Origin of the sequence: Lacimonas salitolerans (assembly GCF_042677865.1) — a bacterium.
In the GTDB taxonomy this organism is placed as follows: Bacteria; Pseudomonadota; Alphaproteobacteria; order Rhodobacterales; family Rhodobacteraceae; genus Lutimaribacter; species Lutimaribacter salitolerans.
Genome location: NZ_JBHUDD010000057.1, coordinates 17,073 through 40,265, shown reverse-complemented (window position 1 = coordinate 40,265; position 23,193 = coordinate 17,073). Strand labels below are relative to the sequence as shown.

At 66.0% G+C, this 23,193-nt stretch carries 23 protein-coding genes, 1 pseudogene and 1 riboswitch; of the genes and pseudogenes, 13 read left to right on the top strand and 11 right to left on the bottom strand.

The window, feature by feature from the left end; genetic code table 11:
* Positions 1–165: 165 nt before the first annotated feature.
* Complete coding sequence (locus tag ACFTOW_RS11120; protein ID WP_379915621.1) at positions 166–558, bottom strand: hypothetical protein; 393 nt, start codon at positions 556–558, stop codon at positions 166–168.
* A 110-nt stretch (positions 559–668) separates the two neighbouring features.
* Here ACFTOW_RS11120 and ftsY point away from each other — a divergent pair, with 110 nt between their 5' ends.
* The 4 genes from ftsY (at position 669) to ACFTOW_RS11100 (ending at position 3,985) form a co-directional block, all read left to right on the top strand.
* Complete coding sequence (ftsY, locus tag ACFTOW_RS11115) at positions 669–1,856, top strand: signal recognition particle-docking protein FtsY (protein ID WP_379915619.1); 1,188 nt, start codon at positions 669–671, stop codon at positions 1,854–1,856.
* Between the two features lie 173 nt (positions 1,857–2,029).
* Positions 2,030–2,464 carry a hypothetical protein gene (locus ACFTOW_RS11110; RefSeq protein WP_379915617.1) on the top strand — a complete coding sequence of 145 codons (435 nt, stop codon included), beginning with the start codon at positions 2,030–2,032 and terminating at the stop codon, positions 2,462–2,464.
* Positions 2,461–3,363 carry an EamA family transporter gene (locus ACFTOW_RS11105; protein WP_379915616.1) on the top strand — a complete coding sequence of 301 codons (903 nt, stop codon included), beginning with the start codon at positions 2,461–2,463 and terminating at the stop codon, positions 3,361–3,363. The genes ACFTOW_RS11110 and ACFTOW_RS11105 overlap by 4 nt, the downstream gene beginning before the upstream one ends.
* A gap of 13 nt (positions 3,364–3,376) precedes the next feature.
* On the top strand, positions 3,377–3,985 hold the full coding sequence (locus ACFTOW_RS11100; RefSeq protein WP_379915614.1) for an inner membrane-spanning protein YciB: 609 nt from the start codon (positions 3,377–3,379) through the stop codon (positions 3,983–3,985).
* 44 nt (positions 3,986–4,029) lie between these two features.
* On the opposite strand, the gene ACFTOW_RS11095 is transcribed toward ACFTOW_RS11100, so the two are convergent.
* Positions 4,030–4,950, bottom strand: a complete 921-nt coding sequence (locus ACFTOW_RS11095; RefSeq protein ID WP_379915612.1) for a DUF726 domain-containing protein — start codon at positions 4,948–4,950, stop codon at positions 4,030–4,032.
* Positions 4,951–5,060: 110 nt separating this feature from the next.
* A riboswitch (SAM riboswitch) is annotated at positions 5,061–5,137 on the top strand.
* 63 nt (positions 5,138–5,200) lie between these two features.
* Here ACFTOW_RS11095 and metZ point away from each other — a divergent pair.
* From metZ to ACFTOW_RS11070, 5 genes are all read left to right on the top strand, one after another.
* On the top strand, positions 5,201–6,382 hold the full coding sequence (metZ, locus tag ACFTOW_RS11090; RefSeq protein WP_379915610.1) for an O-succinylhomoserine sulfhydrylase: 1,182 nt from the start codon (positions 5,201–5,203) through the stop codon (positions 6,380–6,382).
* A gap of 110 nt (positions 6,383–6,492) precedes the next feature.
* The gene (gene folE2 / locus ACFTOW_RS11085; RefSeq protein WP_379915608.1) at positions 6,493–7,593 is read left to right on the top strand and encodes a GTP cyclohydrolase FolE2; all 1,101 of its coding nucleotides are present in this window, start codon (positions 6,493–6,495) and stop codon (positions 7,591–7,593) included.
* 184 nt (positions 7,594–7,777) lie between these two features.
* Entirely contained in the window at positions 7,778–8,209 is a 432-nt protein-coding gene (locus ACFTOW_RS11080; protein WP_379915606.1) for a hypothetical protein, read from the top strand.
* 129 nt (positions 8,210–8,338) lie between these two features.
* Positions 8,339–8,551 carry a hypothetical protein gene (locus ACFTOW_RS11075; protein WP_379915604.1) on the top strand — a complete coding sequence of 71 codons (213 nt, stop codon included), beginning with the start codon at positions 8,339–8,341 and terminating at the stop codon, positions 8,549–8,551.
* Between the two features lie 115 nt (positions 8,552–8,666).
* On the top strand, positions 8,667–10,115 hold the full coding sequence (locus ACFTOW_RS11070; protein ID WP_379915602.1) for a TrkH family potassium uptake protein: 1,449 nt from the start codon (positions 8,667–8,669) through the stop codon (positions 10,113–10,115).
* A 2-nt stretch (positions 10,116–10,117) separates the two neighbouring features.
* Here the strand turns inward: ACFTOW_RS11070 and metG are convergent, their stop codons facing one another.
* The 3 genes from metG to ACFTOW_RS11055 form a co-directional block, all read right to left on the bottom strand.
* Complete coding sequence (gene metG / locus ACFTOW_RS11065) at positions 10,118–11,827, bottom strand: methionine--tRNA ligase (RefSeq protein ID WP_379915600.1); 1,710 nt, start codon at positions 11,825–11,827, stop codon at positions 10,118–10,120.
* Positions 11,828–11,973: 146 nt separating this feature from the next.
* Entirely contained in the window at positions 11,974–13,197 is a 1,224-nt protein-coding gene (locus ACFTOW_RS11060; RefSeq protein ID WP_379915599.1) for an MFS transporter, read from the bottom strand.
* A gap of 72 nt (positions 13,198–13,269) precedes the next feature.
* Positions 13,270–13,869, bottom strand: a complete 600-nt coding sequence (locus ACFTOW_RS11055) for an ImuA family protein (protein ID WP_379915597.1) — start codon at positions 13,867–13,869, stop codon at positions 13,270–13,272.
* Between the two features lie 154 nt (positions 13,870–14,023).
* Here ACFTOW_RS11055 and ACFTOW_RS11050 point away from each other — a divergent pair.
* The 4 genes and pseudogenes from ACFTOW_RS11050 (at position 14,024) to ACFTOW_RS11035 (ending at position 18,006) form a co-directional block, all read left to right on the top strand.
* Positions 14,024–15,072, top strand: a pseudogene (locus ACFTOW_RS11050) (aldo/keto reductase).
* Positions 15,073–15,101: 29 nt separating this feature from the next.
* Positions 15,102–16,016 carry a 3-dehydrocarnitine:acetyl-CoA trimethylamine transferase BcoG gene (gene bcoG / locus ACFTOW_RS11045; RefSeq protein ID WP_379915596.1) on the top strand — a complete coding sequence of 305 codons (915 nt, stop codon included), beginning with the start codon at positions 15,102–15,104 and terminating at the stop codon, positions 16,014–16,016.
* Positions 16,017–16,093: 77 nt separating this feature from the next.
* Complete coding sequence (locus ACFTOW_RS11040) at positions 16,094–16,534, top strand: lipocalin/fatty-acid binding family protein (protein WP_379915594.1); 441 nt, start codon at positions 16,094–16,096, stop codon at positions 16,532–16,534.
* A complete protein-coding gene (locus ACFTOW_RS11035) occupies positions 16,531–18,006 on the top strand; it encodes a carnitine 3-dehydrogenase (protein WP_379915593.1) in 1,476 nt (491 codons plus the stop codon). Before ACFTOW_RS11040 ends, ACFTOW_RS11035 begins: the two co-directional genes overlap by 4 nt.
* A 10-nt stretch (positions 18,007–18,016) precedes the next feature.
* Here ACFTOW_RS11035 and ACFTOW_RS11030 read toward each other — a convergent pair whose 3' ends face one another.
* From ACFTOW_RS11030 to ACFTOW_RS11005, 6 genes are all read right to left on the bottom strand, one after another.
* Positions 18,017–18,523: a DUF2244 domain-containing protein gene (locus ACFTOW_RS11030; protein ID WP_379915682.1), complete on the bottom strand. Its 507-nt coding sequence runs from the start codon at positions 18,521–18,523 to the stop codon at positions 18,017–18,019.
* 85 nt (positions 18,524–18,608) lie between these two features.
* Entirely contained in the window at positions 18,609–20,282 is a 1,674-nt protein-coding gene (gene ctaD / locus ACFTOW_RS11025; protein ID WP_379915592.1) for a cytochrome c oxidase subunit I, read from the bottom strand.
* Positions 20,283–20,521: 239 nt separating this feature from the next.
* Positions 20,522–20,935 carry a c-type cytochrome gene (locus ACFTOW_RS11020; protein WP_379915590.1) on the bottom strand — a complete coding sequence of 138 codons (414 nt, stop codon included), beginning with the start codon at positions 20,933–20,935 and terminating at the stop codon, positions 20,522–20,524.
* A gap of 78 nt (positions 20,936–21,013) precedes the next feature.
* Positions 21,014–21,697 carry a lipoyl(octanoyl) transferase LipB gene (gene lipB, locus ACFTOW_RS11015; protein WP_379915589.1) on the bottom strand — a complete coding sequence of 228 codons (684 nt, stop codon included), beginning with the start codon at positions 21,695–21,697 and terminating at the stop codon, positions 21,014–21,016.
* Positions 21,690–22,349 (bottom strand): DsbA family oxidoreductase, encoded by a 660-nt coding sequence (locus tag ACFTOW_RS11010; protein WP_379915587.1) that lies wholly within the window; start codon positions 22,347–22,349, stop codon positions 21,690–21,692. Before ACFTOW_RS11010 ends, lipB begins: the two co-directional genes overlap by 8 nt.
* Complete coding sequence (locus ACFTOW_RS11005; protein WP_379915584.1) at positions 22,346–23,185, bottom strand: LytTR family DNA-binding domain-containing protein; 840 nt, start codon at positions 23,183–23,185, stop codon at positions 22,346–22,348. Before ACFTOW_RS11005 ends, ACFTOW_RS11010 begins: the two co-directional genes overlap by 4 nt.
* Positions 23,186–23,193 lie beyond the last annotated feature (8 nt).

The following is a 23,193-nucleotide window of genomic DNA, read 5'->3' as shown; positions in this document are numbered from 1 at the left end:
GCCACATCCCGCATGGCAAACCCGGCTTCAGGGTTTGGTCTTCATCTTGCCCGGTAAACTCCGGGGTGAATTGGGCCGCAGGCCCAAGAGGGGCAGCGCCCCTGCATCCTTTACCAAAGATGCGTGGCGCAGCCACTCATTCGGGTCACTGGCGGGGCACTGGCCTCAGACGCCCACATCCGGACCAAGGCACATCAAGGGCTCGTCGCTGCGGTCGACGGCATATAGCTCGGTCGCTTCGGGGTCGTTCTCGAACCGTGCGGTCAGCCCGCGCGGGCCGTCAAAGAAGGTCCAGCATTGCGGCACCGGGTTGTCCTCGTAGACAAAGCAGATCTGGCCGTTCTGCTCCCACCAGCGGCCTGCCTTGCATTTGCCGTCCAGAAAGGACCAGCGCACGCGCTGATTGGGCAGGTATTCCTCGGCCCCGTAGGGCGTGCCGCTTTCGGCATAGGTAAAGGTCTGGCCCCGGGTCAGCGCATCGAACTCGGCGGCGTCCAGCGCGTCCTGCGCATGGGCTGCAGCGGGCAATAGGGCGAGGGCAAGGATCAGGTGTCGCATGATGGCACTGTGCCGCAAAACCCGTGCCCGCGCCAGTCACGCCAGCGCGAGGGCTTTCAAAATCCGGGCCGAGGGGCTAGGTCAGGATAAACTGTCAAGGACCACGGGCCATGTCGCTTTTCGGAAAACTCAAGGATCGGCTGTTCAAATCCTCGTCGCGGCTGGAAGAGGGTCTGGACGCCATCGTGTCGGACGGTGGCGCGCCCGAAGCGGATGCGCCGCAGCGCGCGGCCCCGGAGGACCGCGATCACGCGCCACCGGCCCCCGCCCCGCAAGAGGATCCCGCGCCGGACCCGCAGCCCGCGCCGCAAGCGCCCGCCGCCACCCGGCCCGAGGGGCCACGTGACAGGGCCGACGCGCCGCGGGTGCAGGCCGCGATCCCGCAGGCTTTGCCCGAGGAAGAGGCCGCAAGGCCCGGCATCCTGGGCCGTCTGAGACGGCGCGATGCATCGCCGCAGGTCGTGCGCCGGGCGCTGGATGACGCGATGCTGGAGCAGATCGAGGAATTGCTGATTGCCTCGGACATGGGCGTGGACACCGCCCTGCGCGTCACTGCCAACATGGCCGAGGGCCGGTTCGGCAAGCGGCTGTCGACCGACGAGATCAAGCAGGTTCTGGCCGACGAGATCGCGCGCGTGCTGGAGCCCGTGGCGCGGCCCATGCCGCTGTATCCCAAGAAGCCGCAGGTGGTGCTGGTGGTTGGGGTCAACGGCTCGGGCAAGACCACCACCATCGGCAAGCTGGCCAGCCAGTTCAAGGCGGCGGGCAAGACGGTGGTGATTGCCGCCGGTGACACCTTCCGTGCCGCCGCTGTGGGCCAGTTGCAGGTCTGGGGTGAACGCGCGGGCGTGCCGGTGCTGACCGCGCCCGAAGGCTCGGACCCGGCATCGCTGGCCTTTGACGCCATGACCAGGGCCGAGGCCGAGGGCGCCGACCTGCTGCTGATCGACACGGCAGGGCGCTTGCAGAACCGCAAGGACCTGATGGAAGAACTGTCCAAGATCGTCCGCGTCATTCGCAAGAAAGACCCCGAAGCCCCGCACAACACCCTGCTGGTGCTGGATGCCACCACGGGCCAGAACGCGCTGAGCCAGGTGCAGACCTTCCGCGAGCTGGCCGATGTGACCGGGCTGGTGATGACCAAGCTGGACGGCACCGCCAAGGGCGGCGTGCTGGTGGCGCTGGCCGACAAGTTCGGCCTGCCGATCCACGCCATCGGCGTGGGCGAACAGATCGACGACCTGGCCCCGTTCGACCCGGACGAGTTTGCAAGGGCATTGACGGGGATCGATCGCTGACCGGAGCGCCCCGATTTCTTGACCAAGAAATCGCGCCGGAAACTTTCGAAGTTTCCGGCTTGCTGCCGGTCTGTCACACCCCATCTTGACCTTCCCCCGTCATCGGGTGTTTGTCTGGCCCCTGTTCGCGCGACCCCGAGTCGCGCCTTGTGAATCCCGACAGGAGGTCCCCTTTGCCCGCAGCGCCCGCCATGCTGGAAATCCTTCGTACCATCGAAATCACGGTCGAGCCCGAGGGCCTGGGCGCTCTGCTTGAATGTGACCGGCTTGTTCCGGCCAATGACGACGAGGGCTGGCCCGAAGAGCGGCATCTGCTGGGCGAATGTGTCCTGCTGGAAGGCGCGCGGGCGGTCGGCTTTGGCCGGGTGATCTGGGACGCGCATACAGATGATCTGCCGCGCGTGACCGACCTGGCCTTTGCGCCGGGGTTCCGGCAGGCGTTCTTCATCGACACGCTGGAGCAGGAACTGATCGCCGAATATGCCGCCGAGGCCGAAGGCGGCGAGGTGGTACGCGGCCATGACGGGCGGCTGATCGATATCACCCGCGCCGCGCGCAACGAGGGGCGGCACATGGCCGCCCATGGTCAGCGCCGACCCCGCGCATGACCGACTGGCTGGCCGGGATCGAGGGCACCGAGGCCGGAAGCCGGCTGGCCATGATCCTGGCGCTGACGGCGGCCTTTCTGCACGCGGTCTTTGGCGCGCTGCAGAAGGGGCGGGTCGATCCGTGGATCACGCGTGGTGCCATGGACCTGTCCTATGGCCTTATCGCTGCGCCTATTGCCCTGTTCGTCATGCCCTGGCCCGAGCCGCATATGTGGCCGATCTTTGCGGTCGTTTTCGTGATCCACACCGTCTACAAGGTGTTGCAGGCGATGGCCTACAGTCGCGGGGCGTTCACCGTCGTCTATCCGGTGGTGCGCGGCACCGGGCCGCTGTTCACCGTGATCGGGGCCTATCTGCTGTTCGGCGAAACCTTTACGCCCGTGCAATGGGCGGGGGTGGCGGTGCTTCTGTCGGGGATCTACGGCCTGGCGCTGTATAACCTGCGCTACCTGGTAGATGCGCGCGACACGCTGGTGCCGGCGTTGCTGTTTGCGGTGGTGACAGGCCTGTTCGTGGCGCTGTACACGACCTACGATGCCTACGGTATCCGCGCGACGGCCAATCCCTTCACCTTCATTTTCTGGTTTTTCTTCATAGATGGCTGGATCATGCCGGTGGTGGCGCTGGTGCGCTGGCAGACACTGGCGCAGCGCCCGGCGCTGGGGGCGCTGGCCTTTCGCGGGGTGGCGGGGGCGCTGATCGCCTTTGGTTCTTTCGGGTCGGTCATGATGGCCACGCGGCTGGACAAGGTGGGCGAGGCGGCGGTACTGCGCGAAACCTCGACCGTGTTCGCGGCGCTGATCGGCTGGCTGGTGCTGCGCGAAACCGTGGGGCCGCGCAGGATCGCGCTCATGACATTGATTGCGCTGGGCGCTGTGATAGTTGAATTTGGCGGATGACAAAGGGGGCCACATGGCTGCGCGCGAAATAAACCCGATGCTGAAATCGGCGCTGGAGCTTGGCCCCGTGCTGGCGTTCTTCGTGGCGTACCTGCTGCTCAAGGACCGGGTGTTCATGATTGCCGGGCGGGAATACGGCGGGTTCATCCTTGTGACCGCCGGGTTCGTGCCGCTGATGATGCTGACCACGGGCATCCTGTGGCGGCTGACCGGCAAGCTGTCCAAGATGCAGGTGGTCACGCTGGTTCTGGTGGTGGTGTTCGGCGGGCTGTCTGTCTGGCTGAATGACGAGCGGTTCTTCAAGCTGAAGCCGACGATGATCTACCTGATATTCGCGGCGATCCTTGGTGTAGGCCTGGTGCGCGGCGAAAGCTATCTGCAGGTCGTGATGGAAGAGATGATGCCGTTGGCGCCCGAGGGCTGGATGGCGCTGACCCGGCGGTTGTGCCTGTTCTTTTTTGCGCTGGCGGCGACGAACGAGATCGTCTGGCGCACGATGAGCACCGAAAGCTGGGTCTGGTTCAAGACCTTTGGCCTGACAGCGGCGGTGTTCGTGTTCTTCATCTTTCAGGGCGACATCTTCCGCAAGTATGGCGAGCAGGACGACGACAAGGACACCTGATCGCGGCGTAGGGTGGGTGCCAACCCACCCCGCACCCCCACCCGTCAGCCTGACGCGTTGCGCGCGAATGGCACTGGCAGCGCCACACGTGGCGGGGTCAGCAGGCGCGACCAGCGCGGGGCCGGGGCCTCGGGCAGGGCGGCGCGCAGATGGGCCAGCGGCAGCGTCTCGGGCCGCAGCAGAAGCGCGCGATACAGTTCGAACACGCCCGCCCGGCGATAGACCGACCAGTGGCAGATCCGCGCGGCGGGCGGCGCGATGGCAAAGCCACGCATGGCCAGCGCGGACAGGGTGCGCGGCGCGTCCAGTTGCAGGCTGAGCACATTGGCGCGAATGTCCATGCGCTGACCGATCGTCCAGTCGCCGCGCACGGGCGGCGCGACCAGCCGTTCCAGCAGGAAATCGAACAGGTCATTCTCGCGGCTGGTGATGTTGATGACCTCGGCCCGGCGGCCTGCGGGCGTGTCCAGTGCGGCCGCCGCGTTTCCGGCATATTCGGCCCCGGCCAGCAGGATGATCCGCCCCAGCGCGCCGGGGGCCAGGTGATGCAGCGCCGACAGCACCACGCGTGCGCCCAGCGAATGGGCCAGCGCGTGCACGGGCCGGTGCGGGGCTGCGGCGCGGATCGCGGTGATCACCTGCGCCAGTTGCGCGCCTGCCATCTCGGCCCGCTGCCATGCCGCCCAGATCGTGCCCCGGGCGGGCCAGCCGAAGGCCACCGCCGCCACGTCGTTCTGCCCGGCGCCCTGTCCGACACCCAGGGCACGCGGCCAGCTGACCGCCTTGGGGCAGGGCGCGTCGTCAAGCGACAGGATGTGGCTGTGGGGGCAATGCACCGGGTGGCCGGGCTGGAACTTGTAGCCATGGGTCAGGATCACGACCGGACCGTCGCCCGCCGCCAAGGCATCGAGGTCCGGCATATCCGCCAGCCCGGTCAGACCCGCATTGATCCGTAGAAGCGTCATGCCCGCCACCCACAAGATGTTGTGGCCCCGCTTATCGCTGCGCTGCGACATGGGCGTGACGGAATCGTAACCCTCGCGTGACGGTTGACGCGGGCGGGGGCGGGGCGTAAATGAAGCCTTGTGGCGATTTGTTACCGGATTGCGGGCCACGTTAAACATGCCGCTAAAAGGTCAGACGCAAGGGCCCCCTTTCGCTTGACCGCGACCGGGGGTTTTTTCGTGGGGCGGCAGGCCCCCAGAAGGATGCGCGATGACGAAAGACTGGAAAGCCCGCACGAAACTGGTTCACGGCGGCACCCGCCGCAGCCAGTACAACGAGGTGTCCGAGGCGATTTTCCTGACCCAGGGCTTTGTCTATGACACGGCCGAGGACGCCGAGGCCCGCTTCCTGAACGCCGGGCCGGACGAGTTCATCTATGCCCGCTATGGCAACCCCACCGTGGCGATGTTCGAGGACCGGATCGCCGCGCTGGAAGGGGCCGAGGACGGGTTTGCCACGGCCAGCGGCATGGCGGCGGTCAATGGGGCGCTGGTGTCGATGCTGCGCGCGGGCGATCACGTGGTGGCGGCAAGGGCGCTGTTCGGCTCGTGCCTGTATATCCTTGAGGAGATCCTGCCGCGCTATGGCGTCGAGGTCACATTCGTGGATGGCACCGATCTGGACGCCTGGCGCGCGGCGATGCGCCCGGACACGGCGGTGTGCTTTTTCGAGGCGATTTCCAATCCCACGCTGGAAGTCATCGATATCGAGGGCGTCTGCGACATCGCGCATGGCGTGGGCGCCAAGGTGATCGTGGACAACGTGTTTGCCACGCCGATCTGGTCGCGTGCATTGGAACAGGGCGCCGATGTGGTGGTCTATTCCGCGACCAAGCATATCGACGGGCAGGGCCGCGCGCTGGGGGGCGTGATCCTTGGCACGCGCGACTACATCCGCAAGACGGTCGAACCCTACATGAAACACACCGGCGGGTCGATGTCGCCGTTCACGGCCTGGATCATGCTGAAGGGTCTGGAAACCATGGACCTGCGCGTGCGGGCACAGACCGACACCGCGCTGGCCGTGGCGCAGGCGCTGGAGGGCGATGCGCGGCTGGCGCGGGTGATCTATCCCGGTCTGCCCGCGCATCCCCAGCACGCGCTGACGCAGGCGCAGATGGGGGCAGGGGGCACGGTGCTGTCGCTGGACCTGAAAGGCGGGCAGGAAGCGGCGTTCCGGTTCCTGAACGCGCTTCACATCGTCGTGATCTCGAACAACCTGGGCGACGCGAAATCCATCGCCACGCATCCGGCCACCACAACGCATCAACGGCTTTCGGACACGCAGAAAACCCTGCTGGGTATCACCCCGGGGTTGATCCGCCTGTCCTGCGGGCTGGAGGACACCGCCGACCTGATCGCCGACATCACCTGTGCACTGGATGCGACATAACCGCGAGGGGTGATCTGGCGGCCAGACCGTGGCGTATTAGTTTCGCTGTTGGAAATACCGGGGTCACTGACCTAGGTTAGCGATACGATAATGAGCCGAGGGGCCAGTTTATGAACATTCACACGCCTGACATCGACCGCATGCCCGATCGCGAGGATGCGCGCGAGGCGCTTGCGCGGTTGCGGCAATGGGCCGAATCCGCGCAGCCCGAAGAGATTGCCGACCTGGACCCGGCCATCGCGCGGCTGATCCCGGGCATGGATTCGGGCGACTATCCCACACTCAGCCGCGAATATCCCCAGACCTTCATGGCCGATACCCTGTACAAGGAAAGCCTGCCCGATCTGCAGAACGGGCCATCCAGCCTGATCCGGGGATCGCGCCAGCAGATCCAGCACGTGGGCATCAGCAATTTCCGCCTGCCGATCCAGTATCACACCCGCGACAACGGGGATCTGACGCTGGAAACCAGCGTGACCGGAACTGTCAGCCTGGAGGCCGACAAGAAGGGCATCAACATGAGCCGCATCATGCGGTCGTTCTACAAGCATGCCGACAAGACCTTCAGCTTCGAGGTGATCGAGGCGGCGCTGGATGACTACATCGCCGATCTGGACAGTTTTGACGCCCGTATTCAGATGCGGTTTTCCTATCCGGTGCGCGTGCCCTCGCTGCGCTCGGGGCTGTCGGGATACCAGTATTACGACATCGCGCTGGAACTGGTGGAACGGGGCGGCGTGCGCAAGAAGCTGATCCATCTGGATTACGTCTATTCCTCGACCTGCCCGTGTTCTCTGGAACTGTCCGAACATGCCCGCATGGCGCGCGGGCAGCTGGCCACGCCGCATTCGCAACGTTCGGTGGCGCGCATCTCGGTCGAGCTGGCGCAGGGCGACTGCCTGTGGTTCGAGGATCTGATCGACATGGCGCGCGAGGCCGTGCCGACAGAGACGCAGGTGATGGTCAAGCGCGAGGATGAACAGGCCTTTGCCGAGCTGAACGCCGCCAACCCGATCTTTGTCGAAGATGCGGCGCGGCTGTTCTGCGAGCAGTTGAAGCGCGACGACCGGGTGGGGGATTTTCGCGTGATCGCCAGCCATCAGGAAAGCCTGCACAGCCATGATGCGGTCAGCGTGCTGACCGAAGGACCGACCTTTGCCGCCGAAAGCCTGGATCCGCGTCTGTTCGCGTCGCTGTTTCACGTGGGCTGACACAGCCTGTTGAACGGGCAGGCGCGGCACCGGGTGCACAAATTACCATCATCGCAGGTTTGTGATCGGGTCGCCCCACGCGGGGCGGCCCGATTTGCCGTGTGACCTGTCAGTATACCGTCGCATGTTGCGCCTTTGTTACGCTGGCGTGGCATTCTTGCCCGAACCGCAAAGGAGGTGCCCGATGAGTTCCGTTCCCCTTCCCGTCAGGCTTGGCTGGTATGCGTGGCGCTATGCCGCCACATCGGCAGAGATCCAGATGCGCATGACCCGCGCGATGATCACCACGCTGCGCGAGGCACGGCCGCTGGCCCCCGCCGGCTTGAAGGAAGTCAGCAAGGCGCTGGCGACCCCGGCTGAAGCGCCTGCCGAACCGGCGAAGATATGCGACGCCCAGCCGGCGGCCAAAGCCGCGCCAGAGGCCGCCGCTGCACCGGCAAAGGCCCAGACACCGCCGACACACACCGCCGCCAAGGCACCGGCCAAGACACCCGCAAAGACCGCGCCCAAGGCATCCGCGTCGTCGCCGGCAAAGCCCCGGACCACCGCGCGCGCGCGCAAGCGCCGCACGCCATCTGTGCCGCCCGTGATGCCCAACGGCAGCGTCGATGGCTGATCGCCCGCGCACCCCTTTGCGAAAACCGCAACGCGGCTATGCGGGTTTGTTGGTGGTAAGGTCAGCCCGTGTGACCTAACTTTGTCAGCAGGGAGGAACCCGACATCTTCATTTGAAAGGTTCCGAAAAATGGCAACTCTTACAACGAACACAACCGTTCGCAATCCGCTCGCCGCCTTTGGTGGCGCAATTCTGGCGTGGTTCGAAACCTATGCCGACGCCAAGTCGCGCCGCTCGGAAATCGACGCGCTGGAAGCAAAATCCGACGCGCAACTGGCCGAGATGGGCCTGACCCGCGACCGCATCCCCCATTACGTGTTCCGCGATCTGTTCTACGTCTGATCGCGGCCCCTGCGGGCTGGCTTGTGACCTCGTGCCAGCCCGTTTCGGCCTTGTTTGTGCATGCGCGCGTGTGGGCGCTTGACAGCCCACGACGCTGCGGCCAAGCCTGCGCCTCATGTTGGACCCGCGCCCCGTCGGATATGTGATCGGCCTGATCCTGGCCGTGCTTGGCCTGATGATGATTCCGCCCATGCTGGTGGACATCGCCGAGGGGCGCGAGCACTGGCAGGTGTTCTTTGAAAGCGCGGTGATCACCACGCTGACGGGTGTGCTGGTGTCGCTGGCCTGCCGCAACGTGCGGCACCGCGAAATCTCGATCCGGCAGGGGTTCCTGCTGACGGTCGGGGTATGGGTGGTGCTGCCGGTCTTTGCCGCCATCCCCTTCATGCTGGGCGCGACCGAGGCAAGGTTCGTTGATGCCCTGTTCGAGGCGATGTCGGGCATGACGACAACCGGATCGACCGTGTTTTCCGGACTCGAGACATTGCCCAAGGGCCTTCTGCTGTGGCGCGGCATCCTGCAATGGCTGGGGGGCCTGGGGATCGTGATCGTCGCCTTCCTGTTCCTGCCCATCATGCGCGTTGGCGGGATGCAGTTCTTCAAATCCGAAAGCTTCGATACGCTGGGCAAGGTGATGCCCCGGGCCATCGACATTTCCAAGGCGTTGCTGGGCACCTATCTGGCGCTGACGATGGTGTGCGTGCTGACCTATGTGACGTTGGGCATGGGGGCGTTCGATGCCACCGTTCATGCGCTGACCACCGTGTCGACCGGGGGCTTTGCCAACACCGATTCGTCTTTTTCGGCCTATGACGGGCCGATCATGTATGCGGCCATCGTGTTCATGTTCCTGGCCTCGGTGCCGTTCGTGCGGCTGATGTTGGTGGGGTCGGGGCAGTTTCGTCCGCTGGCGATGGATTTCCAGGTGCAGGCCTATGCCGGTGCGATCCTGTTCGCGGTGCTGCTGGTGTTTGCCCTGCGCGCGGCGCTGGGCGCGCCGTTGGACGAAGAGAATTTCCGCCACATCGCATTCAACGTCATGTCGATCTTTTCCGGCACCGGCTATGGCGACGGGGACGTGACGCTGTGGGGGGCCGCGCCCTTTGTGGTGTTGCTGACCGTGGGCGCGATCGGCGGCTGCACGGGGTCAACGGGCTGTTCGCTCAAGGTGTTTCGCTACATGGTGTTGTTCAAGGCGCTGGGGGCGCAGTTGCGGCTGATCGGCAGCCCCAACCGCATCGTCGCGCCCCGGCTGGGCGGCCGCCCGATCGAGCGTGACGTGACCGAGTCGGTGATGCTGATGTTCACCATGTTCATCCTGACGCTGGGGGTGATGTCGGTGGCGCTGTCGCTGACCGGCCTGCCGTTTCTGGAAGCCACGACAGGCGCCTGGACCGCCATCTTCAACGTCGGCCCGGCCTTTGGGGGGCTGGTGGGCGACAGCGGGGCGCTGACCGCGTTTCCGGACGCGGCCAAGTACGTGATGATCTTTGGCATGCTGCTGGGCCGGCTGGAGCTGGTTGTGGTCTACGTGCTGTTCACCGGCACCTTCTGGCGCGGCTGATCTCAGCCGCGCTGCCCGGCAAACTGCCCTTGCCACGCCTCGCGCTGCTCGTCCGTGATCTTTGCAAACAGGTTCTCGGGCACGGCAAAGCCATGACCGGCGGGCATCCGTTCGAGCGCCTGCGTCACGTCGCCGGGCCACTTGGCCCCGATACCCATCGCCGCCAGCATCAGATCGGCGGTGAACGGGATCAACGGTGCCGACAGGGTGGCGTAGAGTGGGATCAGGTTCAGGGCAAAGCGGATTTGGGCTGCGGCACGGTCGGGATCGTCCTTGAACGTGGCCCAGGGCGAGGCGATTTGCAGATACTCGTTGCCCGCGACCCAGATCGCGCGCAGCTCGGCGGCGGATTTGCGCACCTCCATTGCCTCCATGTGCCCTTCATAGGCGCGGATGCGGGTGGTCAGCTCGTCGATCACCGCCTGCTCTTGCGGGCCCCATGCGCCGCCCTCGGGCACCGTCTCGCCGAACTTTGAGCGGCAGAACTTGGTCACGCGGGACACGAAATTGCCCAGCACGTCGGCCAGATCCTTGTTCACCGAGGCCTGGAAATTCTCCCACGTGAACTCGGCATCCGACGATTCCGGGGCGTGGCTCAACAGCCACCAGCGCCAGTAATCGGCGGGCAGGATGTCCAGCGCCTGATCCATGAACACGCCGCGCCCACGCGAGGTGCTGAACTGCCCGCCGTCGTAGTTGAGATAGTTGAACGACTTGATGTAATCCACCAGCTTCCACGGCTCGCGCGAGCCGAGGATCGTGGCTGGGAACGACAGGGTGTGGAACGGCACGTTATCCTTGCCCATGAACTGGGTATAGGTCACGTCATCCGCGCCCTTGTCGGTACGCCACCAGCGTTCCCAGTCGGCCCCCTTGTCCGCACGCACCCATTCCTGCGCGCAGGCGATGTATTCGATCGGGGCGTCGAACCAGACATAGAACACCTTGCCCTCCATCCCGGGCCAGTCCTGATCGCCGCGCTTCACCGGGATGCCCCAGTCCAGATCGCGGGTGATGCCGCGATCGCGCAACCCGTCGCCGTCGTTCAGCCATTTCTTGGCAATCGAGGTGGTCAGGATCGGCCAGTCGGTCTTGGACTCGATCCAGGCCTCAAGCTCGTCCTTCATCTGGCTCTGGCACAGGTACAGATGCTTGGTCTCGCGCATTTCCAGCTCGGTCGAGCCGCTGATGACCGAGCGGGGGTTGATCAGGTCGACCGGGTCAAGCTGCTTGGTGCAGTTGTCGCATTGATCGCCGCGCGCAGAGTCGAACCCGCAGTTGGGGCAGGTGCCCTCGATATAGCGGTCGGGCAGGAAGCGCCCGTCGGCGTGCGAATACATCTGGGTTTCCGACACTTCCCGGATCAGGCCCATCTCGGCCAGACGCCCTGCGAAATGCTGGGTCAGTCGGTGGTTCTCGGGGCTGGAGGAGCGCCCGAAATGATCGAAGGACAGGCCGAAGCCTTGGGCGATGCGGGCCTGCACCTGGTGCATCTCGGCGCAGTATTCGGCCACCGGGCGGCCCGCCTTGGCGGCGGCCAGTTCGGCCGGGGTGCCGTGTTCGTCCGTGGCGCACAGAAACAGCACCTCGTGCCCGCGCCCGCGCTGGTAGCGCGCGAACAGGTCGGCGGGCAACTGGCTGCCCACCAGATTGCCCAGATGCTTGATCCCGTTGATGTAAGGAATCGCCGAGGTGATCAGGTGACGTGCCATATGCGTGCCCTTGTTCCGATTTCGGCACGGTGTAGCGCAGCTTGACCGCAGGGGCCAGTGGCTGTGCGCTTGGGTGGGGCTGTGTGCCCCCCCTCCCCGCGGGGGAGGGGCCGGTGGTGGGGGCCTGTGCGGTTGGGTGGGGCCGGCTATTTCTTGTCCCGGTCCCGCCCGGTCAGCCGCCCGATCAGGAACGAGGTGCGCGGCGCATAGACATAGCGCGTGCGCGTCACCGCGCCGGGCCGCGCGCGCATCCGGAACAGCCCGAACACCACCAGCACCGCGTGGCCGACGGCGATCATCACGAACATCGCGGGCGGGCCGAACCAGGCGATCAGCCACGAGGCCAGCAGCGGGGCGGCAATGGCCCCCAGCGCGAAATGAAACATCAGGGCCGCCGACAGTTCCACCCGTTCGGAACTGTCGGCGAAATCATGGGCATGGGCGGCGGCCACCGAATAGATCGGAAAGGTGGTCAGCCCGAACAGCGCGGCGGTCAGCATCACGCCGGTCGTGCTCAGGTCGCGGGTCAGCGCGGTCAGGAGGCAGCTGCCGATGGCCGCCACCGACAGCCAGATCAGCACCCAGCGCCGGTCATACTTGTCCGCCAGCCAGCCCACCGGGTATTGCGCCAGCGCGCCGCCTGCCACGAAAGCCGCCAGGAACCAGGCGACCTGATCGGTCGCCAGCCCGACGCCGGTGCCATAGACCGGCCCGACCATGCGGAACGACGCGCTGGACAGCGCCGCAACGATCACCCCGGCGGCGGCCAGCGGCGAGCGTGTGACCGCCAGCATCGGGCGCAGGCGCGGGGCGGCGGGGGTTTCGGGCTGGGGGCTGCGGCTCAGGGTGATCGGCAACAGAGCCGCGCAGCAGATCAGCGCCAGCAGGTTGTAGGACACGTAGGATGCCGGTTCGAGCACCGAGATGATCATCTGCGCCATCAGCGAGGCGCCCATGTCGGCCACGCGGTAGGTGCCCATGGCCCGCCCGCGCGTCTCGTTCGTGACCTTGGCCTGCAACCACGCCTCGATCACCGTATAGCAGCCCGCCACGCACAGCCCCGAGGCCACCCGCATCAGCGCCCAGGCCAGCGGATCGACCACCAGCATATGCGCCAGCAGGGCAATCGCGCCGGTTGCGGTAAAGGCGGCAAAGGCGCGGCTGTGGCCCACCGATCCCATCAGGCGCGGGGCCCACCAGCAGCCGATGAAGAATCCCAGGAAATGCGCCGAGCCCAGCAGGCCGATCTGGCCGGTGCTGAAATCCAGCACCAGACCCGACAGCGCATCCAGCGGCCCCACCGCACCGGTGGAAAGCTGCAACAGGATGACCGACAGGAACAGGGCGGCGAAAGAGATCAGCATGCGCATGGTGCCTTTACCATCGCAGGCCGCGCCGCGATGGCAAGCCGCTTGCCGACAGCGCATGTCGTTTTCCGCACGCTACCCTTCGGGCGCGCCATCCGGGGTCAGGCGCAACTGCCCCTCGTGCCGATGCACCGCCCAAGCCTTGGGCGGCAGGGTGCGTGCGCGCCGCCGTTCCAGCCGCCAGACCTGTTGCAGGCCCTTGTGATCGGGCGCCGTGTGCCAGCGGCTTTCCACCCCCGGCGCGCCGCCATCCCCCGGCGTCAGGATCAGCCCCAGCGGGGCCGCGCCGCTGGACTGCGCGGCCAGATGCAGCCGCCGCACCGGCACCAGCCCCGGCGGGCTGCGCAGATCGGCCACCACCAGCGCCACCGCGCCGCTGCGCAGCGCCTCTTCGGTGCACCACAGCAAATCCTCGTCCCGTCCGGGGCTGGCGAACAGGAACCGCCCCGGATCGACCCAGTCGACCATGCCGCAGGGGTTGATCGCCTCGGTGCCCCAGGCCGGTGCGATCCACAAAACCGGGCCTTGCATCGCCCCCGCCAGCCACAGCGCCGCCACCCGGCGCGCGGGGCCGCACAATTCGTGCAGACGCCCGCGCAGCAGCGCCATCTCGGGGGCCGGGGCGACGCAGGGGGTGGGGGTGGTGCGATGGCGGGTCAGGATCGGTGCGGTCATGGGGGTGAGTATAGATGTTCGCGCTATGTTCTCAATCCGCGATCGTGCATTTTCAGGCCTTGATTCCATCCCTGATTCCGGCCCCGATTCCGACCATGACAAGCGCGCGCCCGTCGGCTACCACTGGGCCAACACGGAAAAGGGGAACCCGCGCATGAAGATGAACCCGCTGGGCCGCACCGGCCTGATGGTCAGCGAACTGTGCCTTGGCACGATGACCTTCGGCACCCAGACCGATGCCGCCACCGCCCATGCCCAGATCGACCGGGCGCTGGACGCAGGCCTCAATTTCATCGACACGGCCGAGATGTATCCGGTCAACCCCGTGTCCCCGGAAACCCTGGGCCGGACCGAAGAGATCATCGGCGACTGGATCGCCGCCAACCCTGCGCGGCGCCGCGATTTCGTGCTGGCCACCAAGCATCCGGGCGAAGGATCGGCGGTGAAGCCCGGGGGCACGCCGCTGATCAGTTCGGCCACCATCGGGGCGTCGGTCGAAGGCTCGCTGCGGCGGTTGAAGACCGATGTGATCGACCTCTATCAGTTCCACTGGCCCAATCGCGGCAGCTATCAGTTTCGCCGCAACTGGAGCTATGACCCCTCGGGGCAGGACCGCGCCGCCACGGTGGCGCATATGCACGACGCGCTGGGGGCGTTGCAGGACCAGGTGGCCAAGGGCAATATCCGCCACTTTGGCCTGTCCAACGAATCCGCCTGGGCACGACCATGTGGTGCCAGGTGGCCGAGGCGACGGGCGGGCCGCGCCCGGCCTCGATCCAGAACGAATACTCGCTGCTGTGCCGGTTGTTCGATACCGATCTGGCCGAGGTGGCGGTCAACGAGGACGTCGGCCTGCTGGCGTTTTCGCCGCTGGCGGCGGGGTTGCTGACCGGCAAGTATCAGGGCGGGGCCACGCCCGATGCCTCGCGCATGAGCCTGAACCCCGAGCTGGGCGGGCGCAAGACAGATCGCGTTTTCAAGGCGGTGCAGGCCTATCTTGATGTGGCGCATGAACATGGGCTGGACCCGGTGCATATGGCGATGGCCTGGGCGGCGCGGCGGCCCTTCATGACATCGGTGATCTTTGGCGCGACCACGCTGGCGCAGCTGGATCACATCCTGCAAGGGGCCGACCTGTCCCTGTCTGACGAGATGCGCGCCGCAATCGACACCGCCCACCGCGCCCATCCCATGCCCTTCTGACCCCGACGCCAGCCGCAAAGGACACCGCCATGCCCCTGACCATGAACCGCGAGGTTTTCATCACCTGTGCCGTCACCGGATCGGGGGCCACGCAGGATCGCAGCCCGCATGTGCCGCGCAGCCCGAAAGAGATCGCCGACAGCGCGATCGCGGCGGCAAAGGCTGGCGCCGCGGTGGTACATTGCCACGTGCGCGACCCCGACACGGGCGCGCCGTCGCGGCGGCTGGATCTCTACCGCGAGGTGACGGAGCGCATCCGCGATGCGGACACCGACGTGGTGCTGAACCTGACCGCGGGCATGGGCGGCGACATCGTCTTTGGCGGTCCCGAGGCGCCCTTTCCGCTGAACGAGGCGGCCACCGACATGGTGGGCGCGACCGAGCGGGTGGCCCATATCGCCGAATGCCTGCCGGAAATCTGCACGCTGGATTGCGGCACGCTCAACTTTGCCGAGGCCGACTACGTGATGACAAACACGCCGGGCATGTTGCAGGCGATGGGACGGATGATGACCGAACTGGGCGTGAAACCCGAGATCGAGGCGTTCGACACCGGCCATCTGTGGTATGCCAAGCAACTGGTGGCCGATGGCGTGCTCGACGCGCCCGCGCTGGTGCAGCTGTGCATGGGGGTGCCCTGGGGCGCGCCGGATGACCTGAACACCTTCATGGCGATGGTGAACAACGTGCCGGACGACTGGACCTTTTCGGCCTTCGCGCTGGGGCGCAACCAGATGGCCTATGTCGCGGCCAGTGTGCTGGCGGGCGGGCATGTGCGCGTGGGGCTGGAAGACAACCTGATGCTGGATCGCGGTGTTCTGGCCACCAATGCGCAACTGGTCGAGCGCGCGGTCGGTATCGTCGAGCGCATGGGGGCGCGTGTGATCGGACCTGCGGATGTGCGCGCGCGGCTGGGGCTGGTCAAGCGGGCCCCGGTGGCATGAGGGCCTGGCCGCGCATGGGGGCGCTGCCCCCGTCGCCCGAGGGGCGACTCCCCCGGAGTTTGTCTGGCAAGATGAAGATGGGCGCGGTTTGTCTGGCGCTTGTGCTGACGGCCTGCGGGCGGTCGCCGGAACCAAGCGATGCGGTCTATCGCGATGTGAACGCACCGATGTCCAGCCAGGTGAACGTGACGCCTGCGCAGCCTGACGGCGCGTGGCAGGTGCGCGTTGCCCCGGTGACGGGGCCGGTGGTGGCGGGGGATACCCTGCGCTTGGGCGGGGTGCGGCAGGTCGGGCCGGGGCGGTTCGAGGTGACGCAGGGCGCGCTGGCCGGGCAGGTTTTGTGGGTGCTGTGGATGGATGCCGACGGGCGGACTTCGGCCATCGGCCAGCCCGGTGGGCGGCTGGGCTGGATCATGGACCGCGCGGCGCGGGGCGGTGCAGATCGAATCGCGGCGGCGCGGGAGATCATGGGCTGGCAGGGCTATGACCTTGGGCTGATGAAGGAGACGGGGGCATGACGGGCAAGGCGGCCATCATCGGCGGCGGTGTGATCGGCGGCGGCTGGGCCGCGCGGTTCGTGCTGAACGGCTGGGACGTGGCGGTGTTCGATCCGGGCCCGGACGCCGCGCGCAAGCTGGAGGCGGTGCTGGACAACGCCCGACGCGCTCTGCCGGGGCTGGGCGACGTGGCGCTGCCGCCCGAGGGACGTCTGACGCTGTGCGAGTCCCTGGCCGAGGCCGTGGTAGGGGCGGCGTGGATACAGGAGAGCGTGCCCGAACGGCTGGATCTGAAGCATCGCGTCTATGCCGAATTGGCCGGGCATGTGGCGGCGGGGGCGATTGTCGGCTCGTCCACATCTGGGTTCAAGCCGTCTCAATTGCAGGCAGGCCAGGCGCTGGCGGGGCAGATCGTTGTGGCCCATCCGTTCAACCCGGTCTACCTGCTGCCGCTGGTCGAGGTAGTGGGGTCGCCCGCCAATGACGCGGCCATGATCGCGCGGGCCTGCGATGTCCTGCGCGGGCTGGGGATGCGGCCGCTGCATATCAAGGCCGAGATCGACGCGCATATCGCCGACCGGCTGCTGGAATCGGTCTGGCGCGAGGCGCTGTGGCTGGTGCGCGACGGCATCGCCACGACCGAAGAGATTGACGATGCGATCCGATACGGGTTTGGCCTGCGCTGGGCGCAGATGGGCCTGTTCGAGACCTATCGCATCGCGGGCGGCGAGGCGGGGATGCGGCATTTCATGGCGCAGTTCGGCCCGGCGCTGGCCTGGCCCTGGACCCGTCTGGTGGATGTGCCCGAGCTGACCGAGGACCTGATCACGCGCATCGCCGATCAGTCTGACGCGCAGTCGGGCGCGCACACGATCCGCGAGTTGGAGCGTATCCGCGATGCCAACCTGGTGGGCATGATGCGGGCGCTGGCGGCGAATGACTGGGGCGCGGGGGCGGTGCAGAATGCCCATGATGCCGCCCGCGAGGACGCGGCGGGGCTGGTGGCCCATGCCGACGATCTGACCGATCCGGGCCAGCCGGTGCTGACCCTGACCCGCACCGTGCCGCTGGACTGGATCGACTATAACGGCCACATGACCGAGGCGCGGTATCTGGATGCCTTCGGGCAGGCGACCGACCGGTTGATGAAGATGGTGGGCTGCGATGCCGCCTATATCGCGTCGGGCGGCAGTTTCTTTACCGCCGAAACCCATATCCGGCATCTGGACGAGGTGCGCGCGGGGGCACCGGTCACCGTGCACACGCGGGTTCTGGCGGGGGCGGGCAAGAAGATGCACCTGTGGCACGAGATGCGATCCGGTGCGCGGCTGCTGGCGACGGGCGAGCATATGCTGCTGCATGTCGATCTGGCGACGCGGCGGGCCTCACCGCCGCCACCTGCCATTGCCGGCCCGCTGAAGCGGTTGGCCGAGGCGCAGGCCGCGCAGCCCTGGCCCGAGGGGGCAGGCCGGGCGGTGGGTGCGCCGCGATAGTGTGAAGGCCTTAGCCCGCCGGTGGGCCGTCGGCGCGGGCCTGTGCCAGCGCGCTGGCCAGTTCGCCATAAAGCGCGCGGCGCTCGTCCTCGGACAGGAATGCCCCGATTTCCACGGTGCGGCCATTGCCCTTGAGCGTGACATAATTGGGCACCGGCCCGCCGGTCTGGTGCAGTTCAGGGCGCACCCAATAGCTGTTGGCCTGCCATTCCTGCGGCGCGGTGTTGCGCTTGGTGCGGGTCAGGCTAATGTCCTGCGGGCTCAGCCGCAGCACTTCGAGGATTTCGCCATCACGATAGCTGCGCTCCAGCGCCCACCACAGCGCCCCCACCGCCATCAGCAGGAATGGCAGCAGCCCCCACAGCACGAATGTGCCCAGCAGCGGGTAGAGCGGGATGGTGATCAGGGTGAATGTCGCAAGGATGAAGGCGGCAAATCCGCGCCGGGGCAGCGAGCGGTGCGGCCACAGTTCCAACTGGCGCTCGGTCGTGGTGGTGTCGGTCCAGCGATAGGGCATGATGTCCTGCATCTGGGTGGCTTGAACTGAAAAGGGCCCGAACGCATGTCCGGGCCCCGATTCGTCTTGGGTCAGAGCATGGCCTTTAGTGGGCGTGGCTCTTGTCCCAGTCCTCGCGCTTGGGAAGCTGCTCGAACGTGTGCTCGGGCGGCGGGCTGGGCAGGGTCCATTCCAGCGTGTCGGCGTATTCGTTCCAGTAGTTGTTCTGGGTCACCTTGGGGCCGCGCAGCAGCGAATAGGCGATCACACCGAAGAAGAACACGAAGCTGGCGAAGCTGATGAAGGCCCCCACGGACGACCACCAGTTCCACAGCGCGAACGCCTCGGGGTAGTCGATGTAGCGGCGCGGCATGCCCTGACGGCCCAGGAAGTGCTGCGGGAAGAACGTCAGGTTTGCCCCGATGAACATCGCCCAGAAATGCAGCTTGCCGGCCCATTCGGGATAGTGACGGCCCGTCATCTTGCCGAAGTAGAAGTAAATCCCGGCAAAGATCGCGAACACGGCACCCAGGCTCATCACGTAGTGGAAATGTGCCACCACGTAGTAGGTGTCGTGATAGGCACGGTCGACGCCGGCCTGCGACAGCACCACGCCGGTCACGCCGCCAACGGTGAACAGGAACAGGAACCCGAACGCCCAGAGCATCGGCGTCTTGAACTCGATCGAGCCGCCCCACATCGTGGCGATCCAGCTGAACACCTTCACGCCTGTTGGCACAGCGATCACCATCGTAGCCAGCATGAAGTAGCTTTGCTGGGTCAGCGACATGCCCACGGTGTACATGTGGTGCGCCCAGACGACAAAGCCCAGCACGCCGATCGCGATGATCGCCCAGACCATCGGCAGGTAGCCGAAGATCGGCTTGCGCGAGAAGGTCGAGATGACGTGGCTGATGATGCCGAAGCCGGGCAGGATGATGATATACACCTCGGGGTGGCCAAAGAACCACAGGATGTGCTGGTACAGCACAGGGTCACCGCCACCGGCCGGATCGAAGAAGGTCGTGCCGAAGTTGCGGTCTGTCAGCAGCATGGTGATGGCACCGGCCAGAACCGGCAGCGCCAGCAGGATCAGCCATGCGGTGACGAAGATCGACCACGCAAACAGCGGTACCTTGAACAGGGTCATCCCCGGCGCGCGCATGTTCAGGAAGGTGGTGATCATGTTGATCGCGCCCAGGATCGAGCTTGCGCCCGACACGTGGACCGCAAAGATCGCCAGATCGAGCGACATCCCGGTTTCGAGCGTCGAGAGCGGCGGATAAAGCACCCAACCGACGCCCGAGCCCAGCTGGTCATTGCCGCCCGGTGCCAGAAGCGAGGCGACGCCAAGCGCCGTGCCTGCGACGAACATCCAGTAGGACAGGTTGTTCATGCGCGGGAACGCCATGTCCGGCGCACCGATCTGCAACGGCATGAAGTAGTTGCCAAAGCCGCCGAACAGTGCCGGGATCACCACGAAGAACATCATCAGGACGCCGTGATAGGTGATCATCACGTTCCACAGGTGTCCGTTGGGCGTGCATTCGCGCGCGGCGTCCGGAATGAACCTTGCGCCTTCGAGGCACATGTATTGCACGCCGGGCTCCATCAGCTCCATGCGCATGTAGACGGTGAACAATACCGAGATCAGACCGACAAAAGCCGAGGTGATCAGGTACAGAATACCGATGTCCTTGTGGTTGGTCGACATGAACCAGCGGGTGAAGAACCCGCGCTGATCTTCATGATCGTGGCCATGAATGGCTGCGTCTGCCATTGTCTGCCTCCTGTTGTGTCCCGTGGTATGCGGCAGGCGAGTGCCGCATGGCTATCCATTCGCTTTTTAGAATGGCTGAGGGGCAGCGGCAATGCCGTATGTTGATCTGGATCAACATTAATTGTCGCACCCCGGCTTGGCCCGATGGTCGCAGGATGCCCGTCAAATCATTGCAATTGCATTAAAAAAGCCGCCGGGCGGGTGGCGCCGGCGGCTTTTCAGGAATGTTAGTGCAGCGGTCAGCTGTCGGCAGGTGTCAGCGACGCCAGATAGGCCGCCACGTCCTCGCCGCCCTTGCGCAGCTTGAAGGTCATCTTGGACTGGTCGGGATAGCCCTGTGCGTCCAGCCATGCCTTGGGGTCGACCACGTATTCCACCATGGCTTCCTCGGTCCATTCGAAGCCGGCTTCGGCTGCGGCTTCAAGGCCCTTGCCATAGCGGAAATCCTCGACCGAGCCGGCCACGCGACCGATGATGCCGTAGAGGTTGGGGCCTGTGCGGCCGCCCTTCACGATCTCGGTGCCGTCATCCGCCACGATCATGTGGCAGGCCTTGCACTTGTTGAATTCCTTTTCACCCTTCGCGGCATCGCCTTCGGCGAAGGCCGGAGCGGCAAGGGCCACGAGGGCTGCGGCTGTCAGAAACTTGTTCATCATATTCTCCGATGGCTGGACATAGATTGCTGTAGAATAACGTGTATGGGTCGGTGTGCAATGGCATTTTTCGGGCGGTCATCCCCGCGCGGCAATTCGCCCATCCGCGGGTGCCTCACCGAACACCTGCCCGAAGCCGCGCTGCAGGGCAAGGTCGACATCGGCCATGGTGACCGGAAGGCCGAGGTCGACAAGGCTCGTCACCCCGTGATCGGTGATGCCACAGGGGACGATGCCGGAAAAATGTGTCAGGTCCGGGTCGACGTTGATCGAGATGCCATGAAAGCTGATCCATTTGCGCAGTCGGATGCCGATGGCGGCGATCTTGTCCTCGGCCACGGTGCCCGCCGCCGTCAGCGGCTTGTCCGGGCGCGGCACCCAGACGCCCACGCGCCCTTCGCGGATTTCGCCGGTGACGTTGAACTCGGACAGGGTGGCGATCACCCAGGCCTCGAGCTGCTGGACAAAACTGCGCACATCGTGCCCGCGCTGGCCGACGTTCAGCATCACATACACCACGCGCTGCCCCGGCCCGTGATAGGTATACTGCCCGCCGCGCTTGCTGGGGTGAACTGGAAACCGGCCGGGATCGACCAGGTCGGCAGGTCGGGCGCTGGTGCCGGCGGTGTAGAGCGGCGGATGCTCCAGCAGCCAGATCGCCTCGGGGGCGTCACCGCTGGCGATGGCGGCGGCGCGGTCCTCCATCACCTGGCAGGCGTGGTCGTAATCGGTCAGCCCGTCCGAGATGATCCATTCAACCATGCGCCTGTTCCGTCTGCGTGGCCAGTTGTTGCAGGATCTGCGCGTATTGCGCCACACCCTGCGCCCCGGTGAACAGGTATTTCTGATCAAACACCATCGCGGGCACGCCCGTCACGCCCTGCTGATGCCAGAACGCTTGGCTGCGGCGCACCGGATCGGCATGGCTTTCGCTGTCAATGGCCGCGCGGGCGGCCTCGGCATCCAGACCGGTTTCGGCGGCGATCGCGGCCAGCACCTCCGGGTCGTCGACATTGCGGTTGTCGGTGAAATGCGCCGTCAGCAGCGCCAGCTTGACCGCGTGCTGCGCGCCGTGGCCCTCGGCCCAGTCGATCAGCTGATGCGCGCGGAACGAGTTGCGCATCCGCATCCCGGGCCCGAAGGCAAAGGTGAACCCGAGCGCGGCACCGCGATCCTGCAATGCCGCGCGGTTCTGCGCGCTTTGCTCATTCGTGATGCCATATTTGCGGGTGATGTGACCGGTCATGTCCTCGCCCTCGGGCGGCATGTCGGGGTTCAACTCGAACGGATGCCAGCGCACCCCCAGCCCGATGCCGGTCTGGCGGGAGGCCTGCTCAAGCTCAAGGTAGCCGATGATGCACCAGGGGCACATGACATCGGACACGATATCGACACGGATCTGCGGAGTGGTCATGGGGTATCCTTACCTTTGGGCAGCAGCCCGGCGTCCTTGATCGCGGGCAGGTAGGTGCGGCTGACGGGGATCTCTTGCCCGCCGGTCATGGTCAGCACCGCACGCTCGCCCGTGCGTCTGGCCGCGCGGACCTGATCCAGCGCCACCCAGTGCGAGCGGTGCACCTGCAAGCCCGGCACATCGCCGGTTTCGCGTATCGCATCGCCCAACCGCATCAGCACCAGGTCCTGCCCGCGCGTCGTGATCACCTGCACATAGTGATCCTGCACCGAGATCGCCACCAATGGCCCGCGCCTGTCCAGCGGCAGCCGGTCGAGCAGGGCAGGGGGACGGGGCGATGTTTCCCCGGTGTCGGGGGCCGGTCTGGTCCAGACATACAGCCCCGCCGAGACCAGCACCGCCACGACCAGAATCTCGACTGTCAGGAACCAGCCTGCATGCATCCCCAGTGGCGTGCGGTCGAAGGTGACATAGTTCAGCGCCAGCACGATCACGGTGGCCACCAGAGCGGTCACAAGGACAGACACGATCCGCCAAGCCCCCTCGCCCCAGCCATTGCCGGCAAAGAGCCGGTTCACCAGAACGCCCGCGGTGTAGGTCAGCACCACCACCGTGGCCCAATAGGCCGCGCGCGGGGCCGGGGCCAGGGTGTCATCCGTTCCGAACGGGGCCGAGAGGGTCAGAATCACGATGGCCACGGCCAACCCGCCCAGCACCATGCGGCGGGTCAGGATCGCCCGTGTTTCACGAAGCGCGAATTGCAGTGCCCCGGATTTCACGAACATCCTCCGTCTTTCGGCGTAGTCGGGTTTGAGCGGCGGCGGGGCGGCTGCCATGCCTGCTG